The following is a 14280-nucleotide window of genomic DNA, read 5'->3' on the forward strand; positions in this document are numbered from 1 at the left end:
ACCCTCCCCTCTATTAAGCTGAATCCAATATATTAATAGAATATTTAAATGATCCATTTTTTTGTTCACACGAAAAACATTAACTTTATTATTTTTATACACTTATAATGAAAAATCAAAAAAGGATCATAAAAGCTGTTCCGTTTCGTTTTTGACCATTCCCCCACCTCAGCTATGATCCTGTTGATTTAGAGGTTAGGTGAGCATGCCTTCACTAGAAATTACAGTGAGTAATCAAAATTCAACTTCTTATTATTTTTTTCAAAAAAACTTATAACGCTCTGCTCAAACATGATTTTAATACCTTTCAATTAATATTTTTTTGTGAAAATAATTAAAACTACACAACCAGCCTTCCCGAATTAACCTTGAGCCATTCTTTGTGCTCAGCGTAATCAGGCATTACCCGTTCTACTTCTTTCCAGAACTTAGGGGAATGGTCGAGCAGTTTAAGATGACATAACTCATGGATCACCACGTAATCCACAACGCGGTTAGGAGCCATCACGATAATCCAATTAAAGTCGAGTTCGCCTTTAGGGCTGCAGCTCCCCCAGCGGCTTTTAAATGTTTTGATATCAACAGACTTAGGCTCTAATCCCATTACTTTTGAATAGCGCCTCACCTTCTCTTTAATTTTTCGTAAGGCGTTGAGCTTGTACCAACGGATTACCGCATCACGCACCAAGTTGCTGCGCTTTGCTCCATCAGGCAATGTCGCTACTAAACGGCCTTGGTAGAGCTTAACGGGAACATAGTCACCACAAACAACCTTAAGGCGATAATTACGGCCTAAATAGGCATAGGCTTCACCAGAAACAAACTCTCTGGTGCTGGCAGGGAGGGATGAATCATGTAGTGCGATTTTTTGAATTATCCATTGACGCCTTTCTGCCACCAGCTGGTGGACACGTTCAATATCAAGCGCCTTTGGAACAACAATTGACACTAAGCCATCTTCTATTTTAATCGAAGCAGTCTTTATTCTACTGGTGCGAATAACTTCAACTTGAAGTCCATTAACCTCAATTGGCTCAGGCTTAATAACACTCATCGTTATTTATTCCCAAACTTGGTCTTCGCTAATTCCATAAAACGCTCTTGTAGTATTAACACTAATGGTTTATCACCAAATGGTTGATCTAGTACTGCGCGTTTAATTTCTTTCTTCATGCGCTTTACTTCATCTTCTTTACTGAAAAAATCGATAATTTCAGTCGCTTCATCAAGCATCGCCACCAGCGTTTTCGTTGTTGACTTAATCGCATCATGCACAGTCTCATCTAACACATCACCATCACTAGCTTGTGTAACTTCTGCTATCAAAATACCGTAAAAAGCATATTCAGTTTCACTCAGTCCAACATCATCTGCAGCCTGTTTATGAGTACTCGAGATATCGCTAGAAAACTCAAACAATAATTCACACTGTTGCGCCCATTTCCCGTGTGTTTTTTCAATAATATCGCGAAGACGTAGACTTAAAGATCGATAATACTCAGGGTCTTCATCAAGATTAATAGTGATGTGATGCTTTATAGCACTTTCGATTTCGGATGCTTTCGACTCATCAGATTTAGTGGGTTTAATGCTTTCTTTAAAGTTAGCTGCTAATAGGTCTACAGGAGGAATTTTAGGGTCAATACCCGTACTCAAGATATGTTCATCCACCAGCTGGCGAACCTTCTCACCAATCTCATGCATATCTAACCCAGCATCACGATATAATGTTTTAGAGGCATTATGAATTTTACCCAAAAGCTTCATATCAGAGATAAAAGGGGCTGCTGCGGCATCTGGTAAAATCACATTTAACTGCTTACCAAATTGCTTAAATGCCATATCAAATTGCGCTCGGACAGACTCATCCTTCAAAATAAGTACATAATCATCTATATCATCACTTTTCACATCTTTAAAAAAAGACATTGCAACAGTGTGCTTCGCCTTTAGTTTAGGAATTTCATCTTTCAAACTTTGAATCGTTCCTTCAACATCTTCGCTACTAAACAATTCCAATGCTTCAGTCAGATGAGTCGCTAGGCCATGATAATCGACAACATAACCACAGTTTTTGCCTTTATAAGTTCGATTAACTCTAGCAATGGCTTGCATCAAGGTGTGTTCTTGTAGTTTACGGTCGATATACATAACCTGAGCAATAGGTGCATCAAAGCCAGTTAACAGCATATCTTTAACGATAAGAAAGGCGGTGTTATCAAATTTACGGTTCTTCTCTTCTGTGCCTTTTTTATCTAGACCAAACGGTTTTTTAAAATTTGCAATGACCTGTTTTTGTCTGACTTTATCAGTGTATTGAGCAATATAAGCTTCATCGTTGTGATCACCCGATATAATCACTTCAGACGGAGGTGCATCAAGCTCATCTAGGGTCTTTTTAAATATGGCTGCGGCATGGCGACTACCCACTACAATCATCGCTTTAAACCCATCAGGGCGAATATGCTCTCTATAATGCTTAATTAAGTCTATACATACCCAACGGATACGAGCTGGCGCTTCCCTTACAGCACGTTCAACACCGTACTTCTTTTTAATTTCACGCTGTTCTTCTTCACTATACTCGCCGAAATATTCTTCAAACAGCTTGTCCAGTGACTCTCCTGCTACTTCTGATATAACTTCACGCCCTTCGTACAACAGCTTAACGGTTGCACCATCTTCAACAGCCTGGTTAATTTTATACTCGTCAATATAGCCACCGAAGGCTTGCCCCATTTTTTGGGTTTTAAGCAACGGCGTACCAGTAAAACCAATCTTGGGCGCATTAGGTAATGCCGCATTAATGGTCATTGCCAAACCGCCGAATTGGGTACGATGTGCTTCATCGGCAAGTACAATAATCTTGTCACTCGGATTAAGGTCGGTAAAACCTGCAGCTACTCCTTTTTGTTTTGCTTGTTCTTTCTCCGTCTCTTTCTCTAAGTCAGAAAACTTTTGCACCATCGCAGTGACTAAATCAGAACTATCTTTTTTAAGTAATTCTTTTAATTGCGCTACTGAACCAGCGTTATAAACCGTTTCGCCTTGAGCATCGCGGAAGGTATTAGAAAGCTGTTCATCCAGCTGAGTTCTATCAGTAATAAATACTAGTTTGTATTGTTTTAACTCTGGGTCTCGGCGCATCTTAACTGCCAACATCACCATGGTTAATGACTTACCACTACCTTGGGTATGCCAGACAACACCTGATTTCTCTTTTCTATCAGTGCCACTCTTTAGTCTTTCAATAACCTTATTTACCGCACGATACTGCTGATAACGAGCCACTTTCTTAATCAAGCGTCCATCATCAGTTTCAAACAGAATAAAGTTCTGCAGAATATCTAAGAAGTTAGTTTTGCTAAACATGCCAGCTAACAGCCGTTGTTGCGCGGTCACATGAGTAAGCGAGTCGTAGTTGGCTGGTGACTTGTCATATTGCGTAGAAGACGGTTGATACTGAGCAGCAGGCTCTGCCACTTTTTGCAATACATCTGGCGACTCAAGTTCATCTTCAGTGGTTAAAGCATCTTCAGGTTGTTCGATGCTCATTCGTGAGTTTAAGCCGACAACATTGCCCTGCAATGATTGTTGCGCTAACTGCTCATCGCTGAAAGGGTAAGCATCTTTCCAGTCACCATAATGCTGTGCGCTTGAGCTGATGGTGCCAACCTTTGCTTGGTCACGACAGCTAGAAACCATGAGCTGGTTATACCAAAACAGTTTTTCAGCGCCCTCATCATCTTCACTGTGACGCAAATTTGCATAGCGACGAAGTTGATTAATACCTTCGCTCATCGGGCTGGATATATAGGGTGACTTACATTCAATGACGGCTAGTGGAATGCCATTAACAAAGCAGACAATATCAGGAATAATACGCTGATTAACGCCTTCAATTTTGAATTGGTTTGTGCAGATAAACTCGTTGTTTTCAGGCTGTTCAAAGTCCACCAGCTTAACCGTTTGCCCTTTACGGCCTTTGCCTAAGTCCTGCTCTACAGACAAATAGCTAACTAAGGTTTGATAAAACGCATGGTTATATTCCATTAACGCCGCATGGTTAGGATGAGTCACTTCGCGAGAGACTTTGCGCAGGTTCTCATCACTGATCCAAGGATTAATCCGCTTTATCGCAGTCTCAAGGCGTTTAACTAACACCACATCACGCAGGTAAACTCTCTCTCCATTCATATGCTCTGGAGACAGTTCTTTACCAGGAATATAGTGCCAACCTAAGCTCATTAATTGCTTAATGACTGGGGCTTCTACTTTATCAAATTCATTATTTTTTATAGCCATATACTACCTAAACAGATTCCAATGAAAGTGATTTAGCTTGCTCAACGGTAATATCAATAAACTCTTGCGCCCTTGCTATTAGCACATCAACTGCGCCATCTTTCATTAAGTCAGCCAATGGAACCTCAAAACCACAATAGACAACTGCAGTGTCTGGATCTTTAATTGGCTCAGGTGTTTCACAAGCGGGATGATTCTCACATTCATTCCAAACATTATGATGCCAGTTACTTTCGGAGTTTTCGCATGGTGCGTAAACGCTAATTTTTAGAGTACTTTTAGCATCACCAACATTTTGGGGAAGATTTAGCGCATCAGGCTCAGCTCCATTAGCTAGGTCCGACTTCACCACGGTATCTGTTTCCACTAAAAACTCCACCAAGTACTCACCCACTCTTACCTTGTTATTATCTTCAACATGCTTAAAAACATAATAAGTTGATAATGCAGGTAGCATATCCCACCCCCAACGGTCGAAAGGGTTTGTTGAAAGTTGTGCTGGACGTCCAAACTCTTTAGGTGACCATGTGTAGAAATCCACATCTAAACCTTTAGCTATTTGTTCAATTGAAGGTAATAAGCGTTGGTAAAACGCTGCTAACAATCTATGTGCGGTACGTACTTGAGTAAAAAGCTCATCCGTTTCCATGTTGGCCATGCTTAATCCTTTAAATTGGTTTGAATTAATTTTAGTTTTAATCTGTTAATTGAATGATGCTTCAAACAGTTCAGCTTTAAGGTTCAATTTAGGTAACGAGCTAACGTTGAACTGTGACCATTTAAAAGGTGATACCTGTAAACCGTAAAGACTTAATCCTTCTAAAATATCCTGCAAAATAAATCTATCTTGCTTAGACACTACCGTTTTATCGCCCATGCCATCGTCACTGGTTAAAGCAATGATATGCTCGGTTACGCTAGTCCACTCCAATGCAGCAACCGCTTTTAAACTATCCACTTTTGCCAAAAGAGGAATCGCCCAATCTCTCGCATCAGCTTGCCTAATTCGGCCTATAGCCAAAAAGTACAACGGTTTATCTTGGCCTTGCTCTGATTGAATAAACGACTCAATTTCTTTTTGCCATTGCTCAAAATATTGGTCTCCACCCGCTGGTGGTTTAACCTCAACAATAATATTGCACTCATCAAAGTGAAAAATAGAATCAGGTTCAACTTGGTTAGTGCCAGAAGAGTGCTCATGAATATAACGAGGCCAATAGCTAATGCCTTTAAACTCACCAAACCCATCAGGAATAACGCCTTGATACCTCTTAAACCAGTGCTTAAGCAAACAAGCCTGCACAGATTCTGATAAATAAGCAAAGCGCTCAAATACTGTAGAGGTGAGTAAGTCCTCACGAGTTTGAAAAAGGCTAGACCAACTCACCGACTCATCTTCATTATGTTCAATGCGTCCAGCTTTACCGTGCAAAATCGCTTTTAGCATATTATTAATCCCTTAATTTCAGCCCTTTAACTTAGTTATCGATACTACACTTAGTTACCTACCGAAACAGCCAGTCAACTCTAGATAACTTAAAAAAGATTGAAATTATTGCAATTTGGACAATCTCCCCCCCACTGCAAGCACAAAATAATTTGTCATTATCTCAGTCGTTAGCAGGGGCTTCTGCTAATAAAACTAAAAATTTGGAGATACAAAAATGAGTAATAACAAAACCCCAATGACACCAGAAGCAGCCGCTCGCATTCAAAGCGCGACAGCTCAGAAAGGCAATGTAGCTAAAGACAGCTTTGCAGCAAAAGCTCAAAGCGCAGCGGCTAAAAATTCAGGTAATGGTAAACAGGGAGGTAAATAATATGTCTAAGCATGACGATGATAACCGCAGCAACCAACTTAACCCAAACAACGATGAATACTGGGGTAGTCGCGGTGAAGATGAACGTCCTGAAGATTGGGAAGATCAGCTTGAGGACTAGTTAAAAAAATGCAGGTAGCTTCTGAGTCACCTGCTTTATATGATTATTTTAACCATCGCTCAAAGACGTATTCATAATGGTAAAGCAGGTACTTTTCATGCTCCGCTTTCAAACCTTCTACGTTCCGTTTATTAGGGAAAATTCCTAGGTAATAAAGATCATCTTCGGAAATTTTATCAGAGATCAGCATTTCACCATTCACTTGAAAAGTTATCAGCCCCAGATCAAAAGCTGTATCTAACCCAGGTGTTAACAACAAACCATTATGCACATCTAGTCGCTCTTTATTATCTGAGTCTGCCCAAGGCTTAATATGCGAAGCTCTTAATAATGAGTGAGTTTCACATCCTGTTACCGCGCATTTATTCCAGTATTGAATAAGCTGTTTTCTGAAACGCCCCTGACCGACACGGCTTTTAAGTACTGCTTCTTTCTCCGTTTCACTGGCACTATCAGCTTGATTCAAGTCATTAGATAACTCTGTAATAATATCTCTCTGTTCTACGGTCCCTTTTAAGCTTTTAATGAAGCGTTTCCCTTCACTGTCTGGCTCGGGAAATGGTATTTTTTTTGATGACTTCTCGAATATAGCCGACAATTTTAAGCGAATCTCATCGGCTGTTTGTTGATGAAAAGCCTTATCGGCTAAAGGCCAATGCTTGTAACCATCAACGCTTACCTTTTCAATCCGAGCTAAATCATCCCGCGATACCAGCGCAATACGGTCTTCAGAGATGAGCAAAGCTTCATCAATATCGACCTCTAAGTCTTTTATCCAGATACCACAATAAAATGGTTCACCATACTCATCTCTTTGCGCCTCAATACGCAGTCCAGAGTAATCATAAAGTAAACTATAAGCACCATCGTTACCAAATATAGCTTGCTGTAAATTAGAAAAATTATATACAGGTCGCCAAGAGATTCTTTCGCTACATACACAGCTTTGCAGTTGGTATTTTTCATTGTCTACAATGCGATCAATAACTAGTTTTTTCATAATATTCCCTTATCTAAAATTGTCCCTTCTCGTGTTTCCCCTAAATAACGCAAGCCATAGTTTGGTGCGAAAAGTTCAGCAGAATTCAAACACAACCGCTTAAGCCCACAATGACCTGAGCGGTTTTTCACTAATCAATATAGTGATTAAGGCATGCCTGATAGTAGCGATCATAATCAGCTAAAACCTGTATAAGCTCATGCTCTACGTCAGCTGGATTAGCATAGTCTTGTTTACTTGCCTTGAGTAACTGCTTAATTTCTTTATCTATACTGATGGCAATGCGGCACACCATACGTATTGGAGCACCATTAGACTTACCTGCATATCCAGCAAGATTATCCAAAAACTGATTCAACAAGTCATCACTTGGGCTGTCTTTACCACTTCGCCAAGACCTTAATCGGTCATACTGCTTTTGACTTAATTTATGAGACTCTTCTTTACTAGAATCAACCTCTACAGGGATAAAGCTTGCCATTTTTCTATAGCCTATCGATCCCACTAATTGCGACACCTCATCCTTTAACTCGTCCAGAAGTGCACCAAAACAGCTTTTAATCTGTGGCTCGCTAACATACGCATTGAGCGAGCGACACAAAATGCCTTTTTGGGCTTTCATCTGTTCAACATCTTTTGTATAAAATAGTTTTAGTCCCACCTCAAAGCTCGCCATCGCCCCAAAGTAGAAATCAAAGTGTAGCGCGAAGTAACAACGCAGATACGATAACTTATCGGTATCTGTCATTAGCTCTTTATTCACCTGTTGCCCATCCATCGTCATACGACTTATAACTTTGGTAAGCTCACTCAATCGCGCCTTTGAAACTAATGAGTGCTCAGACCATAGAGGCATATACTGCAGCCATGCAGACTTTAGGTTCTTATCATCAATATATGATGCATCAGTTTGCCGCTTTGTTTCCTCGCGCTGACATACATCAGCGTCACAACGCTTGCTTATATAATCAAACAGTGGATAAAACTCATGGCTTAGGTTGACGCTCGCAAATTTAAAACCACTTTCAAACGAATTAACATTCATAATCCAATCAGCCGCGGTAGAACTCACTTTTGATGCTCTAGTCACATACTCCATAGTCTGGCGACTTTGAGAACTAAAAAATGGCGCAGCGATTACCTTAAGCCAACTTAAAAACTTACTTGCTGAAACGACCGTAGTCCCTTTTCTACTAGCTAAGCTATAACGTCCACTACGTGACATTTTTAATGTTACACCAGAATAATCCTCTACGGTCGATAAGGTATTTACAAAAGAAAATCGTCCACCTAAACGTTTCCCCACGGTCTCAACCGAAGGGAGAAATAAAGATTTCATATCGACACTATGAAGTCTGACTTTTTCACCTTGCTCTTGGCACTGTTGAAGGTAGTCTTCGATATGCGTTAGGAAGTCGGTATCCATTTCTTTAGATTTGTTACCGCAATTGATTTCAGTCGGTTGACTTGATTGAGGTAAAGCGTCCTTGCTCATGGTTATCCTTGCTGTTGTGCTTAATGTGGTTTGTTACTCAATAGCTAAATTATGCGACTTGTTAATCGACTTGCACCCGCACCTTGCCCGTGAGCAGATCTTGCATCAAGGCTTTTTTGAGTGACTGCTGCTTGAGCAATAATTCCTCTTTACTTCTAACTGCCTCTGATAAGCTGTTATGTACCTGATTAATTTTATTTTGCTCTTGAATTGGAGGGAGCGGCAACCACAGCTCTTTCAAGGTTTTAGAGCTAATTGACTCCATAACCCCGCCTTGAGACTCATTTTTAAACTGTAGCTTTACCCAATCAGAATAATTTAACTGCCAGCATACGAGTGTTGAAATGTACTTTGTTTGATCAAAGGTCATTGTCCAAACATGCTTTGATGATAGAGCTTTCCCAAGTCCCTTAGGAACAACACAGGAACGACCTACGGTTCCCATGATAGTAATCATCACATCATTTTCTTTAACTGCATATCTTTTTAGCTGCTCAAACTTCTCATCAGTTACATACCGCTTAAATTTATTTTCAAATCGCTCAATATGCACATTATCTATGCCTAAATATGGGTGACCGTTGGGTACTAATTCATGTTTAAGTAAAGCGCTACCAAATGGACCACTTCGCATTGAGTTTTTTGAACTTTGCAATAAGGACTCAAGCTGAACGCAACCCCAGCTCTTGGGGATTCTGCCGACGGGTGAGTCTTTGAACTCGCTGTGCGGGATGTAACTCGCTCCATCGCCTGTGCCTTGCTTAGTGCCGACACCACTCTTTTCAGAAGGAAGCAGCAGCTCTTGCATCATGGCGGTTTTAAGGTCTTTAAGCTTATCGATTTGCGCTTGGGTCTTTTCAATCACCTCATCCACTGACGTCAAAATCACAGCAATCTTTTGCTGTTCAGGGAGTGGGGGGAGAGGTACTTTTAGGGACACCATATCCCTCTGAAATATATGAGGCACAGAGCTTCCTGATACCTTTTCTTTAACTAACGTTTGAAAACTATCACCTTGTAAATAGTAATAAATGAATTTAGAAAAAAAATCATCATTAGGACGGACTAACATCATTGTACCGTTAATTGTTGCAGGACCAGGCATATTCTCAATGAAGCCTAGCCTGCCAATAGTACCGTCTTTAGATATCACAACATCCATTTCTTTAAGTTGAATCTCCTGAGATTCGTCATATCGATACTCTGAAATATGGTCACAGTTCCCCCAATCAACCGATAAACCTTTAATATGCGTTCCAGCAATTAAGTATGGGCCATTTTCAGTATATTCAGAACTGCTCAGCCCTCTCCAGCCAATTCTTGCTTTAATGTGAGCGTATTCTCCAAGTACCACTTCAACCCAACGTCTGGGATATAAATTACTCATAACCCAGCTCCTTCAGATAGCCTTGCATCACCTGCTCAGCTGTCGCTACTTCTGCATCCAGCTGGTGCAGAGATACTTGGTACTTGTCCCACCAGCGCTCTAGTTGACCTATTATAAGAGCCGCCGCAGCCGCACTCTGATCCTGCTCAATACTCTCTACTCGCTCAGGGCTGCTTTCTACACTTTTCTCAACGTGAGCGCGGATCTGTTCTTTGGTCTCGATTTCGGCTTTAAATGCGTAATAGCCATCATTGGCTTTATCGAACACAGCCGAGACATCGAAGCCTTTGAGAATTTCTTCTTGGATGTATTCATCTTCAACTTCACGTACTGGAATGCCGCCGTGCAAAATGGCGCGTACATCGAAGATCTCTGCTGGTGGCGAGGTGTCGGCGTAACGGCGAATGTTGAGGTTGTAGTCATTCTCGGCAATTTCACTTAGCTCAACCACTTTTGAGTAGCGTGACAGCTCGGTGTAGTTGTCAAATGTCTCGACTATCTTGGCGATATCTTGTGGGCGCAGTTTGTTTTGATTCTTGCCTTCTTCAAATTCAAGCTCGCTGTTGATGAACAGGACTTTGCCTTTGCGAGCTGCTGGCTTCTGCTTATTGATGATTAGCAAACACGCTGGAATGCCTGTGCCGTAGAACAAACCTGATGGCAGACCGACAACCGCTTCAAGTAAGTCATCTTGTAAAATGCCTTGGCGAATGGCTTTCTCACTTGAGCCACGGAATAACACCCCATGTGGCATCACTACACCGACCATACCGTCGTTATTAGTACTGGCGATCATGTGCTGCACAAAGGCTAAGTCACCCGCATCTTTTGGCGGCGTACCGTAAGGGAAACGACCAAAACCGTCATTGTCGCATTCTTCCTTACCCCACTTTTTAAGTGAGAAAGGCGGGTTAGCGATAACGCGGTCAAAATGCATTAGCTCACCACCTTGGGTATGCTTAGGCTCACGCAGAGTATCGCCTTTACGAATATCGGCACTGTGGACGCCATGCAGGAACATGTTCATCTTACAGATTGCCCAGGTATTCAGGTTCATCTCTTGTCCGAATAACGACAAGTTAGCGGCGTTCTCACCGTGGTTTGCTAGGTAATTACGGGTTTGCACCAGCATACCGCCCGAACCTGAGGTTGGATCGTAAATACGCATACCCGCATGTGGCTTAAGCAATGCCACCAGCAGCTGCACTACTTCTGATGGGGTATAGAACTCACCGCCCTTTTTACCCGCGCTGTCGGCAAACATCTTAATCAGATATTCGTAAGCCGTACCCAGCATATCTGGGCGCTCAAAGTCGGCATTGCGTAAACGGTGTTGATTAAAATGCGATAATAGGTCTTGCAGCTTCTTATCTGACAGCTTGTTTTTAATGTTGAAGTCGATAGTGACTAACACGCCTTCAAGGCTAGAGTTATGTTCTTCAATCGCTTCGGCTGCGGTATTGAGCGCCTCACCAATGTTGTGCTTTAAATCTTTAAGCGCTGACCAACGGGCAATCGTTGGCATAAAGAAGGTATTGTCGTACTCATCTTCATCTTCCGCTAACGCTTCTGCTTGCGGCTTTGTCTTACCTTTATCGAGGTAATACTGAATCACTTTTTCACGTTCTTCATCAAAGGCATCAGACAGACGCTTTAAGAACATCATGCCGAAGATGTAGTCTTTAAATTCAGACGCATCCATATTGCCACGCAAGATATCAGCGGTTTCCCACAGGAAAGATTCAAGCGTTTGAAGCGTGAGTTTGTTAGTCATTGATGTACCTAAAATTAAGGTGTAAACCTGTTTAGAAAGCAGGTGCTATATTGCATTCGATTCTACGATGTAGTTGTTACTGGGGCAATGAGGATAATGGCTGTTAGTGATTTAACAGCCATTTTATTGATGCTATTTACTATTACGGCTCCATGAATCATATTCCATTCCATGGCGACCATATGCCGAGCGACGGTATTTATCTTGTGGGAGCCCAAAAGGACTGACCTGCTCCTCCAGTGGATTGTTAGCTAAATAAGCTGCTATAACTGGGTCACTACTTTTAATGGCTAATGCTTGCTTAAGGTTACTAGCATCTTGTTGAGTTAACTTTTGTTCTTTTTTCTTGAGTACTTTTTTTGACTTTTTCCTTTTCACTTTTTGTTTTGGCAAAGCTAAGCGATTTTTTTTATTCGCTGGATTTTTAGTACATCGGATTGATATATGTGTATTTAAAAATTCTTCAGAAGCAAACTTAATACGGCAATGTGGGCATAGGTACACAACTGATGTTTTATTTTTATTGATTGGTACAGGCTTTTTTAAAACATAGGTAAACCTATCCACTTTATCTCTATCAATCCCTTGAGATATTGGTTTTGAAGTCTGTATTTTCTGTGATGGTGTTTTCGACAGTTTTAACTTCTTGTGCAGTATTGCTTGTGGACTTTTAGGACACTTAGACGAAACATGTGCAGCCAGTCGCTTTTCATCTTTTAATATGACCGCACAAAATGGGCAAGTAGGCTTAAGTGACTGCTCTAGCTTAATCATTTTAGGCTCTGTTGCAGGTGTTGAGTCGCTACTAATCTGAGTTAAGACTTGCTTAGAATGTGACTGTCTCACCCTGCAATCACTAGTCAAATGGGCATGATATTCTCGCGAAGGCACTCGTTTTAAACATGAAGGGCATACTTTAGAAGACATTAAACACCTCAGGCTTGATAGAACAATCAGTATAAGCCCAAGTTGCTTAATATTAGCTGAACACCTAAATGACTTTCAATATTAAAGAGTTAGCACTATAACCGTTTTAAAGCTTTTATTCGGCTAGTGCCATAATTTTTGGTTTGTAATGGACACTTACTTTTCCCTGTTGCTTTGGCGAAGTAACTGATTCGATAAATCACCTTCCACCAATTGCTGTGGTTGTCTCGGCTGACGTTATAGTAGCAATTCTTTGGTACGTAGCTGCTTCCTGCCATTTCGTACCAAACCTCACCAATAATTTCGAGAATTGATTTGGGATAGTTGATAACACGACCATCGAAAAACATCACAAAATGATAATGTTGAGCATCACTGGTTTCTTGTTCTCTAACCCAGGCATATCCGATACGAACAAAATTATATTTATTCTTTTTAAATCGATATTTTAATCTATCGAGAAACTGAGTTATGCGCTTATTATTTTCGTTGTAAGAATCTTGGCGCAGATCAAAGCGTAATACATGAACACGTTTGTAATGGCTAAGCATGTTAAAAAACTGGGTGAGCATACTTTTTGCCATCGCCGTGTAAATACCAGATGGTTTTGAACTGACTAACCAATCTTGACTATTAAAATGCAGGATTCTGGAGTAGCTGATATACATAACAACACTCCCTACTTTGTAATACCTAAAGCGGCAGATATTATGAAATACCCCCTTAGATACTGCGGTGTAAAATAAGCAAACAGCAATTGTTTATGTGTTTGTGACTCATGTAATTTCAATTTGGAAGGTACATAAACCCCAAAATGTTGTTTTAGTTTGTTTGCCAAATAAAAACACATATAAAACCCATTATTTCTCTTTATTTTCAAACTACTAACAGTTAAACAAATCATGGTATCATTTCCAAAACCTAGGGCGTCTGTCGCCAAACTTACAACCTTAGGTTAGATAGCAATATGGCTCCTTAAGGAGCCATATCTTTAATTAATTGTTCAAGTTAATCATCATTGGCAGCTTCTAGTGGTGCTTTCACACCGATGAATTGCCTTAGCCAATAAAAACCTTTTCTGGTGGTAATTCGGTCAAGTTTGTATTTTTTGAGCATGATTTTGAAATTACCTCACCTTTTACAATTTCTACATTATTTAAACTCAACAATCATCATTTGCGGCATCACCTAAAGTGCCATTGATAAATTGCTCATGTAAATCAGCTCGATACCGCACGCATCGTTTGCTATATCGCGTACCTTTTGGATAGCGCCCTTCTGTTTCTGCTCGCCAAAGCCATGTACGGCCAACACCTAAAGATTCACATACCTGTTTTTGTGTGAGTAATCGCGCTAGAGGTTTAATGTTCATTTTATTGATTCCTTACTGTTCCGTTTTGTTTCTCCAGAGCACAATAAAATAGGACGCAATAAAATAAAAACAGCTAACG

The 14280-nt window shown here is 40.7% G+C and carries 12 protein-coding genes; 1 reads left to right on the plus strand and 11 read right to left on the minus strand.

The annotated features are described in order from the left end of the window. Positions 1–340 precede the first annotated feature (340 nt). The 4 genes from L2737_RS19625 to L2737_RS19640 are packed head-to-tail and all read right to left on the minus strand — an operon-like array spanning position 341 to position 5752. Positions 341–1054, minus strand: coding sequence for a M48 family metallopeptidase (locus L2737_RS19625; RefSeq protein WP_248956843.1), 714 nt, complete (start codon positions 1052–1054; stop codon positions 341–343). Between the two features lie 2 nt (positions 1055–1056). Then, positions 1057–4305, minus strand: a complete 3249-nt coding sequence (locus L2737_RS19630; RefSeq protein WP_248956844.1) for a type I restriction endonuclease subunit R — start codon at positions 4303–4305, stop codon at positions 1057–1059. Between the two features lie 7 nt (positions 4306–4312). Beyond that, positions 4313–4963, minus strand: a complete 651-nt coding sequence (locus tag L2737_RS19635) for a hypothetical protein (RefSeq protein ID WP_248956845.1) — start codon at positions 4961–4963, stop codon at positions 4313–4315. A 45-nt stretch (positions 4964–5008) separates the two neighbouring features. Next, complete coding sequence (locus tag L2737_RS19640; RefSeq protein ID WP_248956846.1) at positions 5009–5752, minus strand: hypothetical protein; 744 nt, start codon at positions 5750–5752, stop codon at positions 5009–5011. A 217-nt stretch (positions 5753–5969) separates the two neighbouring features. Between L2737_RS19640 and L2737_RS19645 the strand changes: the two genes are divergently transcribed. After that, positions 5970–6125, plus strand: coding sequence for a hypothetical protein (locus L2737_RS19645; protein WP_248956847.1), 156 nt, complete (start codon positions 5970–5972; stop codon positions 6123–6125). Positions 6126–6289: 164 nt separating this feature from the next. Here the strand turns inward: L2737_RS19645 and L2737_RS19650 are convergent, their stop codons facing one another. From L2737_RS19650 to L2737_RS19680, 7 genes are all read right to left on the minus strand, one after another. Then, a complete protein-coding gene (locus L2737_RS19650; protein ID WP_248956848.1) occupies positions 6290–7246 on the minus strand; it encodes an HNH endonuclease in 957 nt (318 codons plus the stop codon). Between the two features lie 130 nt (positions 7247–7376). Then, positions 7377–8741, minus strand: coding sequence for a hypothetical protein (locus L2737_RS19655; RefSeq protein WP_248956849.1), 1365 nt, complete (start codon positions 8739–8741; stop codon positions 7377–7379). Between the two features lie 61 nt (positions 8742–8802). Next, complete coding sequence (locus L2737_RS19660) at positions 8803–10128, minus strand: restriction endonuclease subunit S (protein WP_248956850.1); 1326 nt, start codon at positions 10126–10128, stop codon at positions 8803–8805. Further along, positions 10121–11902 carry a type I restriction-modification system subunit M gene (locus L2737_RS19665; RefSeq protein ID WP_248956851.1) on the minus strand — a complete coding sequence of 594 codons (1782 nt, stop codon included), beginning with the start codon at positions 11900–11902 and terminating at the stop codon, positions 10121–10123. Before L2737_RS19665 ends, L2737_RS19660 begins: the two co-directional genes overlap by 8 nt. A gap of 132 nt (positions 11903–12034) precedes the next feature. After that, positions 12035–12676 (minus strand): hypothetical protein, encoded by a 642-nt coding sequence (locus L2737_RS19670; RefSeq protein WP_248956852.1) that lies wholly within the window; start codon positions 12674–12676, stop codon positions 12035–12037. A gap of 248 nt (positions 12677–12924) precedes the next feature. Beyond that, positions 12925–13497, minus strand: coding sequence for a YagK/YfjJ domain-containing protein (locus L2737_RS19675; RefSeq protein ID WP_248956853.1), 573 nt, complete (start codon positions 13495–13497; stop codon positions 12925–12927). Positions 13498–13991: 494 nt separating this feature from the next. Next, a complete protein-coding gene (locus L2737_RS19680) occupies positions 13992–14201 on the minus strand; it encodes a helix-turn-helix transcriptional regulator (RefSeq protein ID WP_248956854.1) in 210 nt (69 codons plus the stop codon). Positions 14202–14280: the final 79 nt, after the last annotated feature.

The organism is Shewanella electrodiphila (assembly GCF_023283985.1).
Lineage (GTDB): Bacteria > Pseudomonadota > Gammaproteobacteria > Enterobacterales > Shewanellaceae > Shewanella > Shewanella electrodiphila.

Bases quoted from the DNA above. Each gene is read 5' to 3' on its own strand.
- L2737_RS19665 (WP_248956851.1), bottom strand. From the start codon at position 11,902: ATGACTAACAAACTCACGCTTCAAACGCTTGAATCTTTCCTGTGGGAA.
- L2737_RS19680 (WP_248956854.1), bottom strand. From the start codon at position 14,201: ATGAACATTAAACCTCTAGCGCGATTACTCACACAAAAACAGGTATGT.
- L2737_RS19625 (WP_248956843.1), bottom strand. From the start codon at position 1,054: ATGAGTGTTATTAAGCCTGAGCCAATTGAGGTTAATGGACTTCAAGTT.
- L2737_RS19670 (WP_248956852.1), bottom strand. From the start codon at position 12,676: ATGATTAAGCTAGAGCAGTCACTTAAGCCTACTTGCCCATTTTGTGCG.
- L2737_RS19650 (WP_248956848.1), bottom strand. From the start codon at position 7,246: ATGAAAAAACTAGTTATTGATCGCATTGTAGACAATGAAAAATACCAA.
- L2737_RS19675 (WP_248956853.1), bottom strand. From the start codon at position 13,497: ATGTATATCAGCTACTCCAGAATCCTGCATTTTAATAGTCAAGATTGG.
- L2737_RS19640 (WP_248956846.1), bottom strand. From the start codon at position 5,752: ATGCTAAAAGCGATTTTGCACGGTAAAGCTGGACGCATTGAACATAAT.
- L2737_RS19660 (WP_248956850.1), bottom strand. From the start codon at position 10,128: ATGAGTAATTTATATCCCAGACGTTGGGTTGAAGTGGTACTTGGAGAA.
- L2737_RS19635 (WP_248956845.1), bottom strand. From the start codon at position 4,963: ATGGCCAACATGGAAACGGATGAGCTTTTTACTCAAGTACGTACCGCA.
- L2737_RS19645 (WP_248956847.1), top strand. From the start codon at position 5,970: ATGAGTAATAACAAAACCCCAATGACACCAGAAGCAGCCGCTCGCATT.
- L2737_RS19630 (WP_248956844.1), bottom strand. From the start codon at position 4,305: ATGGCTATAAAAAATAATGAATTTGATAAAGTAGAAGCCCCAGTCATT.
- L2737_RS19655 (WP_248956849.1), bottom strand. From the start codon at position 8,741: ATGAGCAAGGACGCTTTACCTCAATCAAGTCAACCGACTGAAATCAAT.